Here is a 22,562-nt window from a genome sequence, read left to right on the forward strand (position 1 = left end):
GCAGCCGACACCGCGCACGGGTGCCGGAAGTGGGGGGCGGCCGCCACGGCAGGCATGCACCCACCCGCCTACCATGGCCGCATGCGCCTGCTGATCCTCACCTACGGTACCGAGGGCGACACCCGCCCGCTGGCCGCGCTGGGCCATGCCCTGGTCCAGGCCGGGCATTCGGTGCACCTGCTGGCCGACGTGTCCACGCTGGACACCGCCCAGGCCATGGGCCTGCCCTGCAGCGCGCTGGCCGGGGACATCCGCGCCACCCTCGCCGCCGAGGGCGCGATGAAGCGGATCACCGCCAACCTCAGCCGCCTGGCGATCGGGCACACCGGCGACTGGATGCGACAGGCGCTGGAGGCCGGCCGCGGCTGCGACGCGGTCATCGTCTCCGGGCTCACTGCCTTCGTCGGCCTGTCGGTGGCCGAGGCACTGGGCGTGCCGGCGATCGGCACGATGCTGATCCCGATCTCGCCGAGGACGGCCTTCGCCTCGCCGTTCCTGCCGTTCACCCCGCCAAGGCTGTTCAACAGGGCCAGCCATATGTTGTTCGGCCAGGCCTCGTGGCGGCGCGGTGATCGCGGCCAGCTGCCGGTTCACCTCGGCGTTGTCGCGGACCACGCCGCCGCCGAAGTCGGTGGCGATGGCACCCGGCGCGACGACATTGGCGGTGATCCCGCGCTTGCCGAACTCCTTGGCCATGTACACGGTCAGCGTCTCCACCGCGCCCTTGGCCGCGGCGTAGGCGTCGTAGCCCGGATAGGCGAAGCGGGTCAGGCCGCTGGAGAAGTTGACGATGCGGCCGCCATCGGCCAGCAGCGCGACCATCTGCTAGCCCGGGCCGATGGACCAGGCCTGAGCACCTCACCTCACCTCACCGACGGCGCGACGCGACGCGACGCGACGCGTGAGACAGTATGCGTCACCAGCGCCAGCCGCGTAGCGTATGCGTCCGGTTACAAAACGCTCCGCAGTTCACCTGCGAGTGCGGTCGCCCATTCGGGAAGACGCCGGCGGCGGATGCAAGGGTTACTGGAAGCCAGCTTCAGCGTCGACCAATCTTCGCCATTTGTTTGTAGTGGTCAGGGTATCCATTGGCCTCAAAGACCAATCTCAGCCCATCTCGAAAAGAGTCGTAATCGAATTCCTTGATGTCCCGTTACGGCGTAGAGCAGCTTGTTCTGGACTTCCGCGAAGAACTGGCTGGACTGCGCCTCGCTGTCGCCGTAGTCGACGCTCAGGGCGAACAGGTCCCGGACCTTCTGGTAGAAGCGCTTCTCCGAGGCCCGGATCTCGCGGATGCGGGCCAGAAGCTCGTCGAAGTAGTCCCATCCTCCGGGATTCTTCAGGCGTTCGTCGTCGATGACGAAGCCCTTGACCAGGTATTCGCGCAGCTGGGCCGTTGCCCACTGCCTGAACTCCGTGCCCCGTGGTGAACGGACGCGATAGCCGACGGCGAGGATGGCGTCGAGATGGTAGTGCTTGAGTTGGCGCCCGACCTCACGCCCACCCTCCTGGCGAACTTGTAAGAAATGCTTACAAGTTGCCCCTTCCTCGAGTTCGCCCTCGGCGTAGATGGCCCGGAGATGCTGGGTGATGTTCTGTGGCGTGACCTGATACAGCTCCGCCATCTGCGCCTGGGTCAACCAGACCGAATCGCCCTCCAGCCGCACCTGGATGCGGGTCTGCGCATCGCCGGTGCGGTACAGGATGAGCTCCGACTTCGGACGGTCCATGTCCTGGGGCTTCATTTCACCTCGGGGCGCAGAAGCACGGGTCGACATCAGGTTAACGCCTCTTCATCCGCGCCCAGCCGCCACGCCAGTCCGGACACGCGGCGGGCGTGGCGGGGCAGGGCGGTGGCGAGGATCTCCGGGCTGGCGGCCAGGTGCAGTTCGCGGCGGGCGCGGGTGAGGCCGGTGTAGACCAGTTCGCGCGAGAGCACGCGGCTGTCGCGCGCCGGCAGCAGCAGCCACACCGCGTCGAACTCCGAGCCCTGCGCCTTGTGCACGGTCATGGCGAAGGCGCTGTCGTGGGCGGGCAGGGTGGCCGGGTGGAACGCGCGCGGTGCGCCGTCGTGGCCGCCGGGGAACCAGGCCATCAGCTGGCCGTTGTCGTCGCGCAGGCAGATGCCGGTGTCGCCGTTGAACAGGCCGCGGCGGTAGCTGTTCTCGGTGATGAGGATCAGGCGGCCGTGGAAGAAGCCGCCGTCGCGCGCGTGGCGGGCATGGCCGCGCGCGGCTGCGGCGGACAGGCGGCCGGTGAGCAGCGCTTCGATCCGCGCGTTGAGGCTGCGCGCGCCCTGCGGGCCTTCGCGCACGGCGGTCAACAGGCGCAGTTCGCCGGCGCGGGCCAGCGCGGCGGCCGGGTCGGGCGCGTCGGCCAGCGCGGTCCAGTGGGCGAGCAGGCGCTCGCGCTGTACCGGCTCGGTGAGCGGGTCGGCGAGGGCAGGGTGGTAGTGCACGCCGTCGAGCTGGTCGGCGTGCAGCAGGCGAAGCGCTTCGCCGGCGTCGCCGGCGCGCACGGCGGCGGCCAGCGGCGCGAGGTCCAGCGCCGCGGACTGGCGCCAGCCGCGCAGCAGGTGCACGTGGCGGGCGGGGAAGGCGCTGCGCGCGTCGTCGGTGGCCGCGGCATCGATGTCGCCCAGCAGGGGATGCAACGCGGTGGCATCGTCGGACGCCAGGCGCAGGCCGTCGCCGGCGGCGGCGAGGATGCCGCTGAGCACGTCGCCGGCTTCCACCGAGGGCAGCTGGTCCGGATCGCCGAGCAGGATCAGGCGCGCGCCATCGGGCACGGCCTCGACCAGCTTGGCCATCAGCGGCAGATCGATCATCGAGGCTTCGTCGACCACGACCAGGTCGTACTCGAGTGGATTGCCGGCGTGGTGGCGGAACTCCGGCACGTCCGGGCGCGTGCCGAGCAGGCGGTGCAGGGTGGAGCCGGCGGTGGACAGCGGCGCCAGCAGTTCTTCCTCGATGCCTTCGCCGGCGAGCAGCTGCGCGGCCTTGCGCAGGCTCTCGGCCATGCGCTCGGCGGCGCGGCCGGTGGGCGCGGCCAGGGCGATCTTCGGCGCCTCGCTGCCGGTGGCCCTGGCGCGCGCGGCCAGCAGCACCAGCAGGCGGGCGATGGTGGTGGTCTTGCCGGTGCCGGGGCCGCCGGTGACCAGCAGCAGGCGCTGGCGCAGGGCGACCGCGGCGGCGCGGGCCTGGCGGTCGTCGCCGCCGGCGGCGTGCGGAAACAGGCGTGCGAACAGCGGCGCCAGCGCGGCGAGGGCGGCTTCGTCGATGGCGTCGGCCCCGCCGAGGCGTCGGAGGCCGGCGGCGAGGCGACGTTCGTACTCGCGGTAGCGGCGCAGGTAAAGCAGGCCGTGCTCCAGCACCAGCGGCGCGTCGGCCGCGGTCTCGGCGTCGCGCGCCTGCGGCGTGGCGACCCAGGGCGAGGCTTCGAGCAGGCGCTGCCACTGCTCCGGTTCCGGCCACTGCACCGCGGCATCGACCAGGTCCTGCGGCTGCGCGGGGCGGAAGCCGGCATGGCCGGCGGAGACCGCCAGCGAGGCCAGCGCCGCGGCGGTGGCCACTTCGTCGGGCGTATCGGGCGCGAGCCGGCGCAGGCCGTGGCCGAGCGCGTGGTCCACCGTGCGCAGGTAGCCGTCGCGGCGCAGGGTGTCGAGCAGGCTCATGCCGCCGCCTCCTGCGCCTGACCGGCGAACAGCGCGTCCACCGCGTGCACCAGTTCCGGATCGAAGCGCCAGGCCTGCACGCCGGGCGAGTCGGCGCGGGCCGCGTCCAGGCCGCGGCAGAACAGGTAGCGCACGCCGCCGAAGTCGCGCGCGTAGTCGTAGGTCGCGCCAAGGCGGAAGCGCAGCCAGCGGTGCAGGGCGATGGTGTAGATCAGCGCCTGCAGCGGGTATTCGCTGTGCTCCATCGCCTCGGCCATGGACGCGGCGTCGTAGGCGGGCAGGCGGTTGGACTTGTAGTCGAGCACGTACCAGCGGCCGTCGTGGAGGTAGGTGAGGTCGATCAGGCCGGTCATCAGGCCTTCGAGCTGGCGGCGGCCGCCGAAACCCTGGCGGGCGCGCAGCAGGCCGTGGGAATGGAGCAGTGCGAGCAGGCGGTCGACGCGGGTCGGCGCCAGCGCGAACTGGAACTCGATTTCCGGGCGGCGCTGCGATTCGGGCACCTCGGCCAGGCGCGTGCCTTCGGGCAGGGCGACGGTGAGGCTGTGCCCGGCCAGCGCGGTGAGCACGCCGATGCCGGCCTCGATCTCGTCGGCGCCGTACCCGCCGCGGCGCAGCGACTCGACGATGCGCTCGTGCTCGCCGGCCGGTGCCGGATCGCCGGCACGCCAGTTGCGCCAGGCGGCGAAGTCGGCGTTCTCCAGCACCTCGTGCATGACCACGCCGAAGCGCGCGCCGGCGAAGCGCGGGTCGAAGCCGTCGTCGGCGCTGGCGGCTTCGGGCGCGGCATCGGATTCGCCGGGTTCGTCGCGGCCGCCGGCGGCCGGCTGCGTGGCCGCGCTGGACGGATCGTGGCCGGTGTCGGCATTGGCCAGCTGGGTGAAGCTGTAGACCCACCAGTCGCTGGCCAGCGAACGGGTGGCGCGGCGGGCCGGCGGCACCTCGCCTTCGGCCTGCGGCGGCAGCCACGGCAGCGAGGCCGGCGGCGGTGCCGGATCGATGACGATCTGGCCGGGCAGGCGCGTCGCCAGCGCAGCCGGGTCCCGCACCATCGGGTAGAGCGGCGACTTCATGTATTCGTAGAACGGGCCGGTGGCCAGCCACAGCGCGTCGCGGGCGCGGGTCAGGCCGACGTAGAGCAGGCGCGCGTCCTCGCCGCGCTGCGCGGTCTTCCACGCTTCGCAGGCATCGCCCCAGCCGCTGGTCTTCTCCTGCAGCTTCCAGTGCAGCACGCGGCCTTGGCCTTCGTGGACCACCACGCGGCGGCCGGCGTCCGGCGGCTTGCCGCCGATACCGGCGTAGGGCAGGAACACCAGCGGGTATTCCAGGCCCTTGCTCTTGTGCAGGGTCACCACCTGCACGCGGTGCGCGTCGGATTCCAGGCGCAGCAGCTGCGCCTCGTCGTCGGCGCTGGCCGCGGCGATGGCCTGTTCCAGCCAGTCGACCAGGCCGTGCAGGCCCAGCGCGTGGCGCTGCGCTTCCTGCAGCTGTTCGGCCAGCTGCAGGTAGTTGGTGAGGCGGCGCTCGCCGTCGAGCAGGCCGAGCAGGCGCGTGGCGTGCTGCGCGCACAGGTCGCCGACCAGGGCCAGCGGGCCGCCGCGATCGAGCCGATCGCGCCAGTCGATCGCGGTGTCGCGCCAGCGGTCCAGGGCGCTGGCATCGGCGTCGAGCGCGGCGAGCTGGTGCGCATGCTCGCCGACCAGCACGGTGGCCAGGGCGGCGCGCAGGCGACGGTCGTCGTCGCCGTGCAGCAGGGCCAGCAGCAGGGCGTGCAGTTCCTGCGCCTCGGTGGTGGCGAACAGGCTCTGCTTGCCCGCGGCCACCGCCGGGATGCCGATCTTGGCCAGCGCCTCGCGGATGCGGGTGGCTTCGTGGTGCTTGCGCACCAGCACGGCGATGTCGCCCGGCTGCACCGGGCGGCCGTCGATGGTGGCGCGACCGGCGCGGGCATCGCTGAGCACGGCGTGGATCGCGGCCACGCAGGCAGCGGTGGCCAGTTCGCGCGAGCGGCCGGCGCTGTGCACTTTCTGTTTGCCTGCCGGCGGCGGCGCCTGCCACAGCACCAGCGCCGGCGCCGGGTGGCCGTCGCGCAGGTAGTCGGCGTCGGCACGCTTGCCGCCGGGCTGCACGGGATGGAACCGGATGCGTTCGTCGATGAAGGGCGCGGCGTTGCCTTCGGCGGCTTGCGCGTACAGCGCCTCGATCGCACCAAGCACGGCTGGGCGCGAGCGGAAGTTGTGCGACAGCGGCGGCGCCGGCTCGGCGGTGGCGCGCGCGGCCAGGTAGGTCTCCACGTCGCCGCCGCGGAAGCCATAGATGGCCTGCTTGGGATCGCCGATCAGGAACAGTGCCGGCTCACCACTGCCGGCGCCGAACACGCGCTCGAAGATCTTCCACTGGCGCGGGTCGGTGTCCTGGAACTCATCGACGAGGGCGATGGCGTACTGCCCGCGGAGCTTGCGGACCAGGTCCTGCGCGTGCGGGCCATCGAGCGCGCTGGCGACGTTGTCGATCAGGTCGTCGTAGGTCTGCACGCGCAGCTGCTGCTTGTGCAGGGCCAGGCGCCGGCGCGCGTCCTCGCGGATGCGGTGCAGCAGGCCGGCGCGGCGCGCCTCGCGGTAGTCGCCCATCGCCGCCAGCGCGGCGGCGTAGTCCTCGACCGCGGCGCACAGCGGCGAATCCGGCGTGCGCCCGGCGGCGGCCTTGGCGGTGCGCGACTGCAGGGTCTGGCGGTGCAGCTGCGGCAGCTTGGCGTGTTCGAACGGGCGGCCCGGATCGCCAGCCTCGCACCAGCGGCGCAGCTGCGCGAACAGGTCCTCGATCCACTCGGCCTTGTAGCTGTTGGCGTTGAGGACCTTGCCCTGCACCGCCTCCAGCAGCGAGGCGCGGAAGCCGTCGGCGTGGGCACGCGCCGATTCCACCAGGCCTTCGGCGGCGGCCTGCAGCATCGGCTTGGGATCGGGCAGGTCGGCCGGTGGCGGCGGCGGTTGCAGGTCGGCTTCGCGCACCAGCAGCGGCAGGTCGGCAGCCAGCGCCGCATAGCCCTGCGGCCACAGCGCGGCGAGGTCATCGACGCTGTCCCCGTCGCGGCCGTGCGCGCGCCACAGGTCGGCGGCAATGGCCTCGCGCAACGCCTGGTCGTTGGCCAGCAGTTCCGGGGCGTGGAAACCCTGGCCGCTTTCCAGTGCGTGTTCGCGCAGGACGCGGGCGCAGAAGCCGTGGATGGTGAACACCGCGGCCTGGTCGATGCCATCGGCCGCGGCGCGCAGGCGCCGCGCCACCTGCTCGCGCGTTTCGCCGCTGGCGGCGACGTGCGCGTCGATCAGCGCGGCAGTGAACGCGGCTTCGGGCTTGGCGCCGTCGTACGGCGTGCCGCCGGCAATATCGGCGGCCAGCAGCAGGCGCCGGCGCACGCGGGCGCGCAGTTCCTGGGTGGCCGCTTCGGTGAAGGTGACCGCGAGGATGCGTTCCACCGGCAGCGCGCGTTCCAGCACCAGCCGCACCACCAGGGTGGCGAGGGTGAAGGTCTTGCCGGTGCCGGCCGAGGCCTCGATCGCGCGCACGCCGGACAGCGGCAGGGTCAGGTAGGCGTCCTGCGCGCTCATGCGGCGTCCTCCGCGTCGTCGGCGAGCGCCAGTCCCGCCAGCGCCTCCGGATCGACGCCTGCGTACACCTGCCCCTCGCACACCGCGACGAACACCGCCATGGCGGCATCGGCGAAGCGCAGCAGGGTGGCCTCGTCGGTGAACGGGTCGCGCCCGCGCAGGGCCAGCTGCATCGCCGGATCGGCGCCTTCGGCGAAGCCCTGGCCGTTGCCATTCCAGCGGCCGTGGGCGAGTTTCACCGCGCGCTCGAAATCGGCGCTGTTGCGGTACAGCTCCCAGCCGCTGTACGGGGCGAACGGCAGCGGTTCGCGCAGGCCGACGGCACGCAGCTGCAGCAGGCGGCGCAGGGCGTCGCGCGCCTGCTCCGGCGGCAGCGGCGCGCGGCGATGCGGGCCATGCAGGGTTTCGGCGTCCTTGTCCTTGTGGAACTGGACCAGTTCGACGTCGAGGCCGGCGGCGGAAGCGAGCAGCCAGTCCAGGCCATCGCGGATCGCCGAAGGGCCGTTGCATTCGCCGAAGCGCCGGCGCGCGATGCCATGCGGGTAGACCTCGTCGATGCGCCCGTGCAGGCGCACGCCATCGATCACCGTCCCGGCGGCGATCGAAGTCGGCTCCGCGTTCCCGCGCCACTGGCGGAAGGCGTCCAGCCACGGTTCCAGCACGCGCCGCTGGCCGGCCAGCACGCTGCGGCCAAGCGCCCCGGACGGCAGCAGACCACGCGCGCGCAGCAGGGCATGCACGTCCGCTTCATTCTCGCCGCGCAGCAGCGCCTCGAACACCGCGCGCTGCAGCTGGTTGCGTTCCAGCCCGCCGGCCGGGGCGCCCAGCGGCTCGATGTCCTCGCCGCGTTCCTCGACTTCCGGCAGCTCCACTCCCAAGCCGCGGGTGAACACGCGTGCGGGATTGAGCAGGAAGCGGCGCAGTTCGTCGATCGACAGTTCGCTCGTGGCTTCGGCGCCGGCCAGCGCCTCGCCTGCGAACCATGGCGGCAGGGCGGTGCGGCGCGTGGCCGGCTGCGCCGCCGCCTCGCGCCAGGCTTCGCGGTAGGAGAAACGGCGCGGCTCGCCGCCGGCGCCGAACGCGGCCGGCGAGAACGGCTGCAGCGGATGGTGCACGACCAGGTCGCGGGCGGCGGCCTGCGGGTCGAGGTGCTGCGCGGCGGCGGCATCGACCAGCTCGGAGACCAGCACCGACGGTTCGCGCTCGCTGCCGTCGCGCGGGTCCTTGCCGATCCAGCTGACGTAGAACACGTCCTGCGCGGCGACCATCAGCTGCAGGAACAGGAAGCGGTCGTCGTCGCGGGTGGAACGGTCGCCGGCGCGGCGGTGGGCGGTGCCGAGCTCGGCGGTGAGGCGGTTGAGCCCTGCGGCCGGGTCGCGGCGCGGGAACTCGCCGTCGTTCATGCCCAGCACGCAGATCGCCCGGAACGGCAGCAGGCGCATCGGCACCATCCGGCCGATGCTGACGCCGCCGGTGAGCAGCGGCGCGCGGGTATCGGCCTCGGCCAGCGCGTCGGCGAAATGCGCGCGCACCGCCTCGGCCGGTACTTCGGCCTCGTAGCCGGCGCGCACGGCGCCTTCGGCGAAGTCGTTGACCAGGCTGCGCAGTCGGTCCAGCGCGCGCTGCGTGGCCGGGCTGGAGGGCGTGCGCGGCAGCAGCGCCTCGAGCAGGTGCAGCAGGCGTTCACGCCATTGCGCCGGCGGCATCGCCTCGCCGAGCAGGCGCGCGTGCTGGGCGAGCACACGCAGCAGGCGCACCAGCACGTCCAGCGCATCGAGCGCGCCGCCTTCCAGCAGCGGCAGCGGCGCCAGCACCTGGCCGCCGGGCAGCACGATCGGCGCGTCGCTGCCGCTGGCGTGGCCGAGCAGCAGGCGGTCCAGGGCGAAGGCCCAGGTGCAGGCGTCGTCGGCCGGCGCGTCGAGACCGGCGCGGTGGGCGGCATCGATGCCCCAGCGCGCGCCGGCCGCTTCCAGCCAGGTCTGCAGGTGTTCCAGCGAAACGGCGTCCAGGCCGTTGGCCTCGGCCAGCGCCGGGGTCGCCAGCAGGTCCAGCACCTCGTGCAGGCCGAAGCGCGAGACCGGCAGCGCCAGCAGGCGCAGGAACACCTCGGCCAGCGGTTCGTTGGCCAGCGGGCTGGCGTCGGCCAGCGCGTAGGGAATGGCGTCGTCCTGGCCGCGGCGGCCGAACACCGCGTCCAGGTAAGGCAGGTAGGGGTCGATGTCCGGGGCCAGCACCGCGACCTCGCGCGGCTGCAGCGGCGGGTCGAAGCGCGGGTCGTCGAACAGCCCGCGCAGCTGGTCATGCAGCACCTGAAGCTCGCGCAGGCGGGTGTGGCAGGCGTGCAGCTGCAGGCTCGGGTCGGCGCGGTCGACTTCCCCGCGCGGTTCCCAGCCGGGGGTGGGCCGGCGATGGAACAGGTCCGACTGCAGGCGCCGCAGCAGGCTGCCGTGCAGCTTCCCGCCGCCTTCTCCCGGATCGACGTGCACGTTGAAGTCGGCCGAGGCGTGGACCACCTCGTAGTCGCCGACCATGCGCATGAAGTCCACGCCGGCCGCGCCCCAGCGCTGCAGCAGCGGGTGCTCGCCGGCCTCGTCGCGCAGCTCGCCGCGGCGCAGGCGCTGCAGGTCGCCCCAGTAGTCGGCCACCGGCGAGGGCACGAAGCAGTGCAGGCTGCCCACGCGCGCCTGGGTAGCGATCACCCGCAGCACGTCCGGCGAGACATTGAGCGTGGCGAAGGCCGACAGCCGCGGCGGCAGGCCCTGCGGGAGCGGGCCGTCGGGCGCGCCGAAGCGTTCGAGGTACTGCTGGATGCGGCGGGCGCGGTGGACGCGGCCGCTGGCGACGCGGCGCCAGAGGATGGCCTGCGGGTCGTCCGGATCGGCGCCGGCCTCCCAGCGCAGCAGCCAGTCGCGGCGCCAGGCCTGGTACTTCTCGAATACGCCGGCCAGCTCGCCGGCCAGTGACCAGGCGCGCAGCGGGTCGCCGTCGCCGACGTGGGCGGCGATCGCGCGCAGCGCCGGCTGCGCCAGCAGCGCCGGGTCGGTCAGCGCCGCGTAGAGGTGCCAGTGCAGGGTGGTGGCGTCGAGTTCGTCGCGGGCGGCGGCCTCGCCCGGCGGCGGGTTGGCGGCCAGCGCGCGGCCGACGAACTCGCCGGGGGTGAGGAACTCGAGGTTGGCGGCCACGCCGTGCTCGGCGGCGAGGGTGGCCTGCAGCCAGCGGCGCATCGCCACCTGCGGGATCAGCACGATGTCCGGCGCCAGCAGCGGCTGGCCGGGCGCGGGCTCGCGCAGCACCTCGGCCAGGATGCCGGCCAGGACTTCCAGCGCGTTGGAGTGGTAAAGGCGGAAGTCGCCGGTCGGGAGGCTCATCGCGTCCATCTTGCCGCAGCGGTGTCGCATCGGGCGAGACAGGGCCGCCGGTCCGGCCATAATCGGGCCACGTCCGAAGGGGAGCCCGAGCACCGCATGCACCTGCGCATCCTCCTGGCCCTGCTGGCCGTGGCGCTGCTGGGCTGGTCGTTCTGGCGCAACGGCGGCTGGCTGCAGCTGTGCGCGGGCCTGGCGATGTTCCTGTTCGGCATGCAGTGCCTGGAGGAAGGCCTGCGCCAACTCGCCGGCGGACGGCTGGAACGGCTGCTGGCGCGCAGCACCGGCACGCCGCTGCGCGGGCTGCTGTTCGGGATGGCCGGCACCGCGCTGCTGCAGTCGAGCACGCTGGTCTCGCTGCTGGCGATCGCCTTCATCAGCTCCGGCCTGATCCGGCTGGCCGGTGGCATCGCCATCATCCTCGGCGCCAACCTCGGCGCGACCAGCGGCATCTGGCTGCTGGCGCTGGCCGGGCAGAACGTGAGCCTGTCGCCGCTGGCGCTGCCGCTGCTGGTGTTCGGCGTGCTGGGCGGGATCGCCGGGGCGCGCGGCAAGGCGGCCGGGCGGGTGGTGCTGGGCGTGGCCTTCATTTTCCTGGGCATCGACCAGCTCCGCGCTGGCTTCGAGGCGATGAACGGCGGCATGGACCTGTCGGCGGTCGGCGGCGAAGGCTGGGGGCAGACCCTGGCCTTCGTGCTGGTGGGCCTGGTCGCCACGGTGGTGCTGCAGTCGACCCATGCGGTGCTGATGCTGACCCTGGCGGCGCTGGCCGGCGGCCAGCTGGTGCTCGACCAGGGCCTGGCGATCGCGGTCGGCGCCAACGTCGGCAGCAGCGTCAGCACCGCCTTCGTCGGCATGCTCGGCGGCAACCGCAGCGGCCAGCGCCTGGCGCTGGCGCACGTGCTGTTCAACGTGGTGACCGCGACGCTCGCCCTGCTCCTGCTGGTGCCGCTGACCTGGCTGACGCATGCGTTGGCCGGGCTGGTCGGCTTCGGCGACAACGCGCTGCTGCAGCTGGCCCTGTTCCATACCCTGTTCAATGCCGGTGGCGTGCTGCTGTTCTGGCCCTGGCAGGCGCGGCTGGCCGCATGGCTGGAGCGCTGGCTGCCGGAACGCGCCGAACAGGCGGTGCCGGCAGCCGCGCCGACCGCGCCGCCAGTCGAGCGGTTGCGCGCGCGCCATCTCAGCGGCCCGGCACTGAACTCGCCCGACGCCGCCGCCGCCGCGGTGGCGCTGGAACTGCGCCACCTGGGCGAGCTGAGCCTGGAGGTGATCAGCCAGGCGCTGTGCCTGCCGGCGGACACGTACGCGCGGCCGGAGGTCGACCCGGCGCTGCTGGAGGCGCGCCCGCCCGGCGACAGCTGCCACGACGTGGAACTGCTCTACCAGCAGCGGATCAAGGGCGTATACGGCGACCTGCTGACCTTCATGGGCCGGCTGGAGGCGCCGCTGGACGAAGCGCACCAGCGCTTCTGGGCGAACAGCCAGGTCGCGGCGCTGCACCTGGTCAATGCGGTCAAGGACGCCAAGCACCTGCAGAAGAACCTGGGCCGGCAGCTGCGCGGCGCGGATTCGCCGGTGCGCGACGCCTACGTGGAACTGCGCCGGCAGCTGTTCGGGCAGATCCACACGCTCCACGACATCGTCCGGACCGGCGACGTGGGAGCCGGTGCGGCGCGGCTGCGCGCGCTGGACCGGGAAGCGGCCGCGTTCGACCTGCGCTTCCGCACCGGCCTGTTCGAGCAGGTCCGCCACGGCGTGCTGGACGGGCTGGACGCCGGTTCGCTGCTCAACGACCAGGCCTACGCGGAGCGGATCTACCGCAGCCTGCGCCAGGTGTTCGCCTTCGTCGAGGAGCCCGAATCGCTGCAGCGGCTGCGCCAGCTGGCCGCCAACACGATGGCGGAACCGTCGGGCTGAGCCTCGACCCCCGCCCGCTCGGGCATGACAACCAGCACTCGTACCCGGACCGCTGTTCGGCGAGGCTGCGTGCCACCCGCGCGACAGACCGGTGCACGACAGGCGTCATTCCTGTACTGGCCGGTTCAATCGATGGGTTAAGATTCAGTTTCTCCGACGCAAGATGCGTCGTTTGTGGTTTCCACACCGCAAGGGATAGTGCGCGCGCCATGTCCGCCCCCAGCAGCAATGCCGTCGTCCTGCAGGACGTCCGCCTCGACCGGGGCGGGCGCACGATCCTGCGCGACCTCGACCTGGTGGTGCCGGCCGGCAGCATTACCGCGGTGCTGGGCCCGTCGGGCACCGGCAAGTCGACTCTGCTGGCCGCGCTGACCGGCGAACTGCCGCCGGCCACCGGCGAGGTGCGCGTGTTCGGCCGGCCGGTGCCGCGCGGCGAGCGCGCCCTGCTGGACATGCGCAAGGGCATCGGCGTGCTGCTGCAGGGCAATGGCCTGCTCACCGACCTGACCGTGGCCGAGAACGTGGCCCTGCCCCTGCGCGCGCATACGAAGCTGCCCGAACCGCTGCTGCAGCGGCTGGTGGCGATGAAGCTGAATGCCGTGGGCCTGCGCGCCGCCGCCGACCTGTATCCGCGCGAGCTGTCCGGCGGCATGGCCCGGCGCGTGGCGCTGGCCCGCGCGCTGGCGCTGGATCCGCCGCTGATGCTGTACGACGAGCCGCTGACCGGCCTGGACCCCATAGCCTCGGGCGTGATCATGAGCCTGATCCGGCGCCTGTCGCGCAGCCTGGGCCTGACCAGCATCATCGTCTCGCACCACGTGCACGAGACCCTGCCCATCGCCGACCAGGCGGTGGTGATCGCCAATGGCGGCATCGTCTTCGACGGCACGCCGCAGGCGCTGCAGACCAGCACCGATCCGCTGCTGCGGCAGTTCCTGGACGGCCAGCCGGACGGGCCGATCCCGTTCGAGAGCGCGGTGCGCGCGGAGGTGGCCTGATGGCCGTGGTCGCCACCATGCAGTCGCTGGGCCGCGCCGGGCTGTTCTCGCTGTCGGTGCTGCGCGCCTCGCTGCCAAGCCGCGACTTCTTCGCCGAACTCGTGCGCGAAATCTACAAGATCGGCGGCCGCTCCCTGCCGATCATCGCCGTGGGCGGTGCCTTCGTGGGCCTGGTCCTGACCCTGCAGGGCTACCGCACGCTGACCACCTTCGGCGCGGCAGATGCTCTGTCGACCCTGCTGGGCCTGTCGCTGTACCGCGAGCTGGGTCCGGTGCTGACCGCGCTGCTGTTCATCGGCCGCGCCGGCAGTTCGATCGCCGCGGAGCTGGGCCTGATGCGCGCCACCGACCAGATCAAGGCACTGGAGCTGATGGCGATCGACCCGGTGGCCAAGGCGGTGGCCCCACGGTTCTGGGCGGCGGTGATCTGCGTGCCGCTGCTGACCGGCTTCTTCTGTTCGCTGGCGATCTCGGCCAGCTGGTTCGAGGCGGTGAAGGTGCTGGGCCTGGACAACGGCACGTTCTGGTCGGCGCTGCAGGGTTCGGTGGATTTCCGGGACGACTTCGGCGTGGCGCTGCTGAAGTCGGCGGTGTTCGGCGGCACCTCGGCGCTGGTGGCGGCCTACGTGGGTTTCCATGCCGAGCCGACCATCGAGGGCACCTCGGTGGCGACCACCCGCGCGGTGGTGAACGCCTCGCTGCTGGTGCTGATGCTGAATTTCGTGATGTCCGCGCTGCTGTTCAAGTAATGCATTCGTGGCACCGGGCGCAGCGTTGCGCCGGTGCCGATGGCAGGACGGGCGGATCGCCCGCCGTTGTCCCCTCGTTCAAACCGGTTCCGATAGGTAGACCCCCATGGCAATCCGTGGTCCCAGGCTCGAATTCGCGGTTGGCGCCTTCTTGGTGCTGGCGCTGGCGTCGCTGCTGGTGCTGGCCTTCGCCTCGACCAACCGCCAGTTCGGCATCGGCGGCGACAGCTACCCGCTGGTGGCGCGCTTCAGCAACCTCGGCCAGCTGCGCCTGCAGGCGCCGGTCAAGATCGGCGGCGTGGTGGTCGGCCGGGTCGAGAAGATCGACCTGGACCCGGTGAAGTTCGACTCGGTGGTCACCCTGTCCATCGATAGCCGCTTCGCCGATCTGCCCGCCGACACCTCCGCCGGCATCTTCACCAGCGGCCTGCTGGGCGAGAGCTACATCGGCCTGCAGCCCGGCGGCGACCCGGAGCCCCTGCGCCCGGGCGACGAGATCACCTATACCCAGCCGGCCGTGGACCTGATCCAGCTGGTCGGCAAGTACATGTTCGGCGGCGGCGGTTCCGGCGCCGGCAGCACTCCCCCGTCCCCCACGGAAGAAGAAGTCCCGCAGCCATGAAGCGTCTCGTCCTCTCCCTCGCCCTGGGTCTTCCGCTGCTGGCCGCCACGGCGCCGGCGGCGCTGGCCCAGCAGGCCGCCACGGCCACTTCCGCCGCCAGCAAGCAGGTGCTCGACAACGGCACCCGCATCCTGGCGACCCTGCAGGCGCGCCGCGCCGAGTTCCAGAAGAGCCCGGCGGCCCTGCGCGCGTTCATCGATTCGGAGCTGAGCAACTCCTTCGACCGCGAATACGCCGCCAGGCTGGTGCTGGGCCCGCACGGGCGCGGCGCCAGCGATGCCGACGTCAAGCTGTTCGCCGATGCGATGGTCGACAGCCTCGTGCAGCAGTACGGCCAGGCGCTGCTGAACATCCAGGGCCGACCGCGGATCCAGCTCAAGTCCGAGGAGCCGTTGCCCAACGGCCGCGGCGTCAAGGTCTCCACCGAGGTGGTCCGCGACGGCGGCAGCCCGATCCCGGTGGTCTACCTGGTCCGCTACAACGGCGGCTGGAAGGTGTTCGACGTGCAGGTCGAAGGCGTGTCCTACGTGCAGACCTTCCGCAGCCAGTTCGACACCCCGCTGCGGCAGAAGTCGATCGCCCAGGTCGCCGCCGACCTGCGTGCCGGCAACCTGCAGCCGACCAAGACCGAGTGATGGCGACCGCGTCCCCGGCCCCGGCCCTGCGTCGGGAAGGCACGGTGCTGCACCTGGCCGGTGCGCTCGACCGTGCCGCCGCGACCGCGGCGTGGCCGGCGGTGGCGGGCCTGCTCGACGGTGCCGACACCCTGGACCTGTCGGCGGTGACGCGGCTGGACAGCGCCGGCCTGGCGCTGCTGGCCGAGGCCGCCGCGCGCATCGGCCAGCGCGGGACGCCGGCGACCCTCGTGGGCGCGCCCGCAGGGCTGGCCGAACTGCGCGCGGCCTATCGCCTGGATGACGACCTCGACTACGCGGACGCAGCCCCATGAATGCGCGCGCCCTGATCCTGTTCCCGATGCTGCTGGCCCTGGCCGCCTGCGCCAGCGGCCCGAAACCTTCCGCGCAGGCCGCCGCACCAGTGGCGGTGGCGGGCGAGGCCGCCGGACCTGCACAGGCCGGATCGACGCTTCCGGCCCCGTCCGCGGCCGAAGCGGCTGCGGCGACCGATCCCGCGGTTGCCACGGAGCCCGCGGCCGATGACGCCATCGCCGGTCCCGTCGCGACGGATGCCGATGCCGCGCTGGCGCCGACCGATGAAGAGGACGACTACGCCGCGCTGTACGGCGAGGATACCGCCAGCGGCAACGGCGCCGATGGCGCGACCGGTTCGGTTCCCTACGATCCGTGGGAGCCGATGAACCGCCGCATCCACGCCTTCAACAACGTGGTCGACCGCGCCATCGCCCGCCCCATCGCCCGCGCCTACGTGACCGTGGTCCCGCAGCCGGTGCGGCTGGGCGTGACCAACTTCTTCGACAACCTGTCCTCGCCGCTGACCATGGTCAACCAGGTGCTGCAGGGCCGCCCGCGCGACGCGGTGCAGACCTTTGGCCGCTTCCTGGTCAACTCGACCCTGGGCATCGGCGGCATCTTCGACCCGGCCAGCGACCTGAAGATGAAGCGCCGCAGCGAGGACTTCGGCCAGACCCTGGGCATCTGGGGCTGGCGCAGCTCGCGCTACGTGGAACTGCCGTTCTTCGGCCCGCGCACGCTGCGCGACGTGGTCGGCCTGGCCGGCGACGCGCCGTTGTCGGTGGTCCAGCGCATCGAGGAAGACAAGGTGCGCATTGCCCTGCAGGGCGCGCAGCTGGTCGACACCCGCGCCCAGCTGCTGGCGGTGGACGCGCTGCGCGACGCGGCGCCGGACGAGTACGCGATCACCCGCGACGCCTGGATCAAGCGCCGTACCTTCAAGATCGAGAGCGATCGCCGCAGCCGCGACGGGAACCTGCGGGACGAGGAAGACGACGATCGCCACCCGACGGTGCCCGCCGACGCCATGCCGCTGCCGGTGATGGTGCCCTGAGCGGCCGTGCCGCGCTGCCCGCCGGCGGCGCGGCACCTGGCCCGCGGGACGGGCCTCAGACCACTTCGTCCTCGCCTTCGGCTTCGTCCGGACCGAGGTCGCCCAACAGGGCCTGCGCCTGGTCCTGGCCCAGCGTCTCCACGCCGCGCAGCTTGCGCTCGATCGCGCGGGTGCGCACGCCGGCGGCCTTGATGCTGCCCTGCACCTTGTCCAGGTTCGACGTCGCCTTCTCCAGCACGGTGGCGAACTTGCCGAATTCCGCCTTGACGGCACCCAGCAGCTGCCAGACCTCGGACGAGCGCTTCTCGATGGCCAGGGTGCGGAAACCCATCTGCAGGCTGTTGAGCAGGGCGGTGATGGTGGTCGGGCCGGCGACGACGATGCGGTGCTCGCGCTGCAGCGCGTCGGTCAGCCCGGCGCGGCGGATCACCTCGGCGTAGAGGCCCTCGGTGGGCAGGAACATCACCGCGAAGTCGGTGGTGTGCGGCGGCACCACGTACTTCTCGCAGATCGACTTGGCCTGGATCCGGATCGCCCGCTCGAGCTGCGCGCCGGTGGTTCGCACCAGCTCCGCGTCGCCGTTCTCCTGGGCGTCGAGCAGGCGCTCGTAGTCCTCGCGCGGGAACTTGCAGTCGATCGGCAGCCACACAGGCGCGTCGATGTTGGCGCGGCCGGGCAGGCGCACGGCGAAGTCGACCATCTCGCCGCTGTCCGGGCGCACCCGCACGCTGCGCGCGTACTGCTCGGCGGTGAGGGTCTGCTCGAGGATGTTCTCCAGCTGCACCTCGCCCCAGGTACCACGCGTCTTCACGTTGGTCAGCACGCGCTTGAGGTCGCCCACGCCGGTGGCCAGGGTCTGCATCTCGCCCAGCCCGCGCTGGACCTGCTCCAGGCGTTCGGAGACCAGCTTGAAGGACGAGTCCAGGCGGGTGGTCAGGGTGCTCTGCAGTTTCTCGTCCACGGTCTCGCGCATCTGCTCGAGCTTGCGGGCGTTGTCCTCCTGCAGCGCGCGCAGCTGCTGCTCCAGGGTGGCGCGCATCTCGCCGATGCGCTGCTCGTTGCGCTGGGTCAGTTCGCGCAGCTGGGCGGACACCTGCTCCATGAAGCGAGTCTGGATTTCACCTGTTTCCTGCCGCGACTTGCGCGCATCTTCGGTCAACGTGTCGCGAAGCTGGTCCAGACGGGTGTCCGTGCGGGTGCCCAGGTCGGCCAGGTGCCGGGCGAAGCCGTCGATGCGCTGGCCCTGGCTGGTGGCCAGCCCGTCCAGCTGCTGGCGCAGCTCCAGGCGGCCATCGCGCTGTTCGGAGCGCAGGGCTTCCTCCAGCTGGGTCCGCAGCCGCTCCAGGGCGGCCTCGGGGCGGCGCAGGAACAGGGCCAGGAGCAGGGCGAGGACGGCCAGCAGCAGGCCGGCGAGCAGGTAGAGCAGGGCGGTATCGGTCATCCGGACAGTCTACCGGCCGGGGTCTCAGGGTTCGCGACGCGGGGCCTTCACAGTGCCCGACACCCCTGCCCCCGACACTCCCCGTCCATGGCCAGAGCCTCCCGCCACCCGATCCACCTCAAGCGGGTCTACGAGCCCGCCGGCCCCCTCGACGGCCAGCGACTGCTGGTGGACGGGGTCTGGCCGCGCGGGATCACCAAGGCCGAGATGGAGATCCAGGCCTGGCTGCGGGCGCTGGCGCCCAGTACCGGGCTGCGCAAGTGGTTCGGCCACGATCCGCTGCGCTGGGACGACTTCCGTGCCCGCTACTTCGAGGAACTGGCGGCGAACGTGGATGGACTGGCGCAGTTGCGCGCCTACCTGGAACGCGGGCCGGTGACCCTGCTCTACGGCGCCCGCGACGAGGAGCACAACAACGCGGTGGCGCTGCGCGATTTCGTCCTGCACGGGGCCCACACCGGGCCGACCGGCCGCCACGCCGGCTCGCCGCGCGCCGGATTGCCAGGCGCACGCGGTCACGCTTAGGCTGCGCCGGCCGGTACGTCCGGCCGCGCTCGCGCACAGGCCGGCGCGACCTGCCGGTCCCGGGGAGGGGACGGCATCCGCCCTCTTTCACCCGGGACCCTGATGACCGCCAGCACCCCGCTGCTCGTTACCTTCGCCGCCTACCTCCTGCTGATGGTCGGGATCGGCTTCATCGCCTGGCGCCGCACCCGCACCTTCGACGACTACATCCTCGGCGGGCGCTCGCTCAACGGGTTCGTCACCGCACTGGCCGCCGGCGCCTCGGACATGAGCGGCTGGCTGATGATGGGCCTGCCCGGCGCGCTGTACCTGACCGGCGCCTCGGAAGCGTGGATCGCGATCGGCCTAGTGATCGGCGCCTGGGCCAACTGGCGCTGGGTGGCCGGGCCGCTGCGCCTGTACACCGAACGCACCGGCAACGCCCTGACCCTGCCGGACTACTTCACCCACCGCTTCGAGGACCGCAGCCGGCTGCTGCGGATCCTGTCGGCGCTGGTGATCCTGGTGTTCTTCGCCATCTACTGCGCCTCCGGCATCGTCGCCGGCGCGCGCCTGTTCGAAAGCATGTTCGGCCTGCCGTACGGCCAGGCGATGCTGTGGGGCGCGGTGGCGACGATCGCCTATACCTTCGTGGGCGGCTTCCTCGCGGTGAGCTGGACCGACACGGTGCAGGCCTCGCTGATGATCTTCGCCCTGCTGCTGGTGCCGGTGTTCGCGATCATCGGCGTCGGCGGCCCCGGCGAGGCGCTGGCGATCGTCGAGCAGGTCGACCCCACGCGGCTGCAGTGGATCGGCGCCGGCGGCGTGGTCGCGGTGGTGTCGGCGCTGGCCTGGGGCCTGGGCTACTGCGGCCAGCCGCACATCCTGGCCCGCTTCATGGCCGCCGACAGCCTGGCCACGATCCCACGCGCGCGGCGCATCTCGATGACCTGGATGGTGCTGTGCCTGGGCGGCGCGGTGGCCACCGGCCTGGCCGGCATCGCCTGGTTCGCCGCGCACCCGGAGGTGGCCGGGCCGGTCAACGCCAATCCGGAGCGGGTGTTCATGCTGCTGGGCGAGCACCTGTTCAACCCGTGGATCGCCGGCGTGCTGCTGTCGGCGATCCTCGCGGCGATCATGAGCACGCTGTCGGCGCAGCTGCTGGTGTGCTCCAGCGCGCTGACCGAGGACTTCTACCGCGGCCTGCTGCGTCCGGCGGCCGGCCAGCGCGAGCTGGTCTGGGTCGGCCGGGCGATGGTGCTGGCGGTGGCGCTGCTGGCGATGTGGATCGCGCGCGATCCGGACAGCCGCGTGCTGGGGCTGGTGTCGTACGCCTGGGCCGGGTTCGGCGCCGCGTTCGGACCGGTGGTGGTGCTGTCGCTGTTCTGGAAGCGGATGACCCGCAACGGCGCGCTGGCCGGCATGCTCGCCGGCGCGGCCACGGTGATCCTGTGGAAGCAGACCGGCAGCGCGCTGTACGAGATGGTGCCCGGCTTCATCGCCGCGACGGTGGCGATCGTGGTGGTGAGCCTGCTCGGTGCGGCGCCCTCGGGCGACCTGGCCGCGCGCCACGCGCAGGTGCGCGCCGCACTGCGCGAGCACGGCTACTGAGCCAGCCGTGCCACGCCGGAACCGCGCGCCTCAGCGCGCGGTGTAGCCGCCGTCGACCAGGTGGTAGCTGCCGGTGATGAACGAGGCGTCCTTCGACAGGAGGAAGCAGGTCAGGGCGGCGACCTCGTCGGCGGTGCCCAGGCGGCCGACCGGATGCAGGCCGACCAGGCTCTCGCGCACGGCCGGCTCCAGCCCGGACAGCAGCGGCGTATCGATGAACGCCGGGCCCACCGCGTTCACGCGGATGCCCTGGGTGGCGTATTCCATCGCGGTGGTGCGAGTCATGCCGAGCAGGGCGTGTTTGGCGGCGACATAGGCGATCGAGCCGCTCCAGCCCACGCTGCTGAGGATCGAGGCCATGTTGACGATCGACCCGCCGCCGCTGGCGAGCATCGCCGGCAGCTCGTACTTCATCGAGTACATCACCCCGTGCAGGTTGACGTCGATGACGTCTCCCGCGCGATCGCCCCGGCGAACCGGCTCAGTCCAGCACGCGGCAGAACACCGCCTTGAGGTAGCGCGACTCCGGCACGCTGGCCAGGAATGGATGGTCCGGGCCGGCGCCGGCCACCTTCAGCACCTGCACGGTGCGCCCGGCGTAGAACGCGGCGCGGCGCAGCATGTCCAGGAACTGGTCCTCGGCCACCAGGCCGGTGCAGGAGAAGGTGGCGAACAGGCCGCCGGGCTTGACCACGCCCAGCGCCAGCTTGTTCATGTCCAGGTACTTCTTCAGCGCGGTGATGACCTGGTCGCGGTCGCGGGTCATCTTGGCCGGGTCGAGCACCACCGCGTCGTACTGCTCGCCGCGCGCGGCCGCGTCGCGCAGCCACGGGAAGATGTCGGCCTGGACGAACTTCGGGCGCACGTTGTTGAGGCGCGCGTTGCCCTTGGCGATCTCGATCACGTCGGCGTCGATGTCGATGCCGGTGACCTCGGCGGCGCCGCGCACCGCCGCGTACACGGCGAAGCCGCCAGTGTTGCAGCACAGGTCGAGCACGCGCTTGCCGGCGACCTGGCGCGAGAACCACTCGCGGTTCTCGCGCTGGTCGGCGAAGAAGCCGGTCTTGTGCGCGCCGGCCGGGTCGGCGCGGAAGCGCACGCCGTGCTCGGTGATGACCGCCGGCTCGCAGGCGCCGCCCTCGCTGTACACCGGGCGGTAGTCGAAGCTCTCCTGCTTCTGCACGTGTTCGTCGGCAAAGCTGTAGATGCGCGCGCCGGGGAAGTGTGCGCGCAGCGCGGCGTAGACCCACTCGCGATGGCGGTACATGCCGGCGCTGAAGAACTCGGCCACCAGCAGGTCGTCGTAGCGGTCCACGACCAGGCCGGACAGGCCGTCGCCCTCGGCATGGACCACGCGCCAGGCGTTGGACACCTCGTCCAGCTTCAGCACGTCGCGGCGCAGCGCCACCGCCTCGCCGATGCGGCGCTGGAACCAGCCGGCATCCACCGGCACTGCCGGATCGGTCTCGAGGATGCGCAGGGCGATCCGCGAGTGGCCGTTGTAGAAGCCGCGGCCGATGAACTGGCCGTCCACATCGAAGGCATCGACCAGCTCGCCCGGACGCGGCTTCTGCGGGGGCTTCTCGACCAGTTTCTGGAAGATCCAGGGATGGCCGGAACGCCACGCGTTCTTCAGCCGCACGGCGGGCAGGGGAGTATTCATCCGCCAATTGTACGGGCGTCCTGCGATGGCCACACCCTGGCAGGAGCCGGATCCGCGAGCAGTGGCGGCAACATCGGTCAAGCCGGCCGCCGCGAAGGGGGCGAGGGCCGGCCAGGGGGGACTCCCTCCGGTTTGAGCATTTCCGGTTTCATCCCCGCTAGCGCGGGGAACACTGCCGCGTGGCATCGTGCAGGTGCCCGAACCACGGTTCATCCCCGCGAGCGCGGGGAACACACTCGCGCTGGAGTCGAATGAGACGCTGGGTGCGCGGTTCATCCCCGCGAGCGCGGGGAACACAAGGTCATCGAGGTTGCGGGGCCGCAGGTTCACGGCTCATCCCCGCGAGCGCGGGGAACACGGCCGCAGCTTCGACATTGGGGGCGACGAACCCGGTTCATCCCCGCGAGCGCGGGGAACACATCCGCCCC

At 72.1% G+C, this 22,562-nt stretch carries 16 protein-coding genes and 1 pseudogene; 10 read left to right on the plus strand and 7 right to left on the minus strand.

The features are described 5' to 3' along the window. Window positions 1-81 precede the first annotated feature (81 nt). Window positions 82-1,146 carry a hypothetical protein gene (locus PSEJ35_RS17680; RefSeq protein WP_232207659.1) on the plus strand — a complete coding sequence of 355 codons (1,065 nt, stop codon included), beginning with the start codon at window positions 82-84 and terminating at the stop codon, window positions 1,144-1,146. Window positions 1,147-1,151: 5 nt separating this feature from the next. Here PSEJ35_RS17680 and rhuM read toward each other — a convergent pair. The 4 genes and pseudogenes from rhuM to recC form a co-directional block, all read right to left on the minus strand. Beyond that, window positions 1,152-1,745 (minus strand): annotated as a pseudogene (gene rhuM, locus PSEJ35_RS16210) (RhuM family protein); the annotation flags it as partial. Between the two features lie 32 nt (window positions 1,746-1,777). Then, a complete protein-coding gene (recD, locus tag PSEJ35_RS0112605; RefSeq protein ID WP_028918110.1) occupies window positions 1,778-3,673 on the minus strand; it encodes an exodeoxyribonuclease V subunit alpha in 1,896 nt (631 codons plus the stop codon). Continuing rightward, complete coding sequence (gene recB / locus PSEJ35_RS16215; RefSeq protein ID WP_037083249.1) at window positions 3,670-7,275, minus strand: exodeoxyribonuclease V subunit beta; 3,606 nt, start codon at window positions 7,273-7,275, stop codon at window positions 3,670-3,672. The genes recD and recB overlap by 4 nt, the downstream gene beginning before the upstream one ends. Next, a complete protein-coding gene (gene recC / locus PSEJ35_RS0112615) occupies window positions 7,272-10,643 on the minus strand; it encodes an exodeoxyribonuclease V subunit gamma (RefSeq protein WP_028918111.1) in 3,372 nt (1,123 codons plus the stop codon). Before recC ends, recB begins: the two co-directional genes overlap by 4 nt. Before the next feature lie 96 nt (window positions 10,644-10,739). Between recC and PSEJ35_RS16220 the strand changes: the two genes are divergently transcribed. The 7 genes from PSEJ35_RS16220 (at window position 10,740) to PSEJ35_RS0112650 (ending at window position 16,915) form a co-directional block, all read left to right on the plus strand. Further along, window positions 10,740-12,560 carry a Na/Pi symporter gene (locus PSEJ35_RS16220; RefSeq protein WP_037083252.1) on the plus strand — a complete coding sequence of 607 codons (1,821 nt, stop codon included), beginning with the start codon at window positions 10,740-10,742 and terminating at the stop codon, window positions 12,558-12,560. Between the two features lie 209 nt (window positions 12,561-12,769). Further along, a complete protein-coding gene (locus PSEJ35_RS0112625; RefSeq protein WP_028918112.1) occupies window positions 12,770-13,558 on the plus strand; it encodes an ABC transporter ATP-binding protein in 789 nt (262 codons plus the stop codon). Continuing rightward, complete coding sequence (locus PSEJ35_RS0112630; RefSeq protein ID WP_028918113.1) at window positions 13,558-14,307, plus strand: MlaE family lipid ABC transporter permease subunit; 750 nt, start codon at window positions 13,558-13,560, stop codon at window positions 14,305-14,307. The genes PSEJ35_RS0112625 and PSEJ35_RS0112630 overlap by 1 nt, the downstream gene beginning before the upstream one ends. 106 nt (window positions 14,308-14,413) lie before the next feature. Further along, the gene (mlaD, locus tag PSEJ35_RS0112635; RefSeq protein WP_028918114.1) at window positions 14,414-14,929 is read left to right on the plus strand and encodes an outer membrane lipid asymmetry maintenance protein MlaD; all 516 of its coding nucleotides are present in this window, start codon (window positions 14,414-14,416) and stop codon (window positions 14,927-14,929) included. Next, window positions 14,926-15,564 (plus strand): ABC transporter substrate-binding protein, encoded by a 639-nt coding sequence (locus PSEJ35_RS0112640; protein WP_028918115.1) that lies wholly within the window; start codon window positions 14,926-14,928, stop codon window positions 15,562-15,564. The genes mlaD and PSEJ35_RS0112640 overlap by 4 nt, the downstream gene beginning before the upstream one ends. Next, window positions 15,564-15,878 carry an STAS domain-containing protein gene (locus tag PSEJ35_RS0112645; RefSeq protein WP_028918116.1) on the plus strand — a complete coding sequence of 105 codons (315 nt, stop codon included), beginning with the start codon at window positions 15,564-15,566 and terminating at the stop codon, window positions 15,876-15,878. The genes PSEJ35_RS0112640 and PSEJ35_RS0112645 overlap by 1 nt, the downstream gene beginning before the upstream one ends. Beyond that, window positions 15,875-16,915, plus strand: coding sequence for a VacJ family lipoprotein (locus PSEJ35_RS0112650; protein WP_028918117.1), 1,041 nt, complete (start codon window positions 15,875-15,877; stop codon window positions 16,913-16,915). The genes PSEJ35_RS0112645 and PSEJ35_RS0112650 overlap by 4 nt, the downstream gene beginning before the upstream one ends. 55 nt (window positions 16,916-16,970) lie before the next feature. On the opposite strand, the gene PSEJ35_RS0112655 is transcribed toward PSEJ35_RS0112650, so the two are convergent. Continuing rightward, window positions 16,971-18,356 (minus strand): DNA recombination protein RmuC, encoded by a 1,386-nt coding sequence (locus PSEJ35_RS0112655; protein ID WP_028918118.1) that lies wholly within the window; start codon window positions 18,354-18,356, stop codon window positions 16,971-16,973. 87 nt (window positions 18,357-18,443) lie between these two features. Here PSEJ35_RS0112655 and PSEJ35_RS16225 point away from each other — a divergent pair, with 87 nt between their 5' ends. Both PSEJ35_RS16225 and putP read left to right on the plus strand, forming a co-directional pair. Continuing rightward, window positions 18,444-18,881 carry a DUF488 domain-containing protein gene (locus PSEJ35_RS16225; protein WP_084635550.1) on the plus strand — a complete coding sequence of 146 codons (438 nt, stop codon included), beginning with the start codon at window positions 18,444-18,446 and terminating at the stop codon, window positions 18,879-18,881. 102 nt (window positions 18,882-18,983) lie between these two features. Beyond that, window positions 18,984-20,471, plus strand: coding sequence for a sodium/proline symporter PutP (gene putP, locus PSEJ35_RS0112665; RefSeq protein ID WP_028918119.1), 1,488 nt, complete (start codon window positions 18,984-18,986; stop codon window positions 20,469-20,471). Between the two features lie 30 nt (window positions 20,472-20,501). Here putP and PSEJ35_RS16230 read toward each other — a convergent pair whose 3' ends face one another. Then, a complete protein-coding gene (locus PSEJ35_RS16230) occupies window positions 20,502-21,020 on the minus strand; it encodes an SDR family oxidoreductase (protein WP_343122517.1) in 519 nt (172 codons plus the stop codon). Next, window positions 20,953-22,134 carry a class I SAM-dependent rRNA methyltransferase gene (locus PSEJ35_RS0112675; protein WP_028918120.1) on the minus strand — a complete coding sequence of 394 codons (1,182 nt, stop codon included), beginning with the start codon at window positions 22,132-22,134 and terminating at the stop codon, window positions 20,953-20,955. The genes PSEJ35_RS16230 and PSEJ35_RS0112675 overlap by 68 nt, the downstream gene beginning before the upstream one ends. Window positions 22,135-22,562: the final 428 nt, after the last annotated feature.

It is taken from the genome of Pseudoxanthomonas sp. J35, from assembly GCF_000513995.1.
Taxonomy (GTDB): Bacteria; Pseudomonadota; Gammaproteobacteria; order Xanthomonadales; family Xanthomonadaceae; genus Pseudoxanthomonas.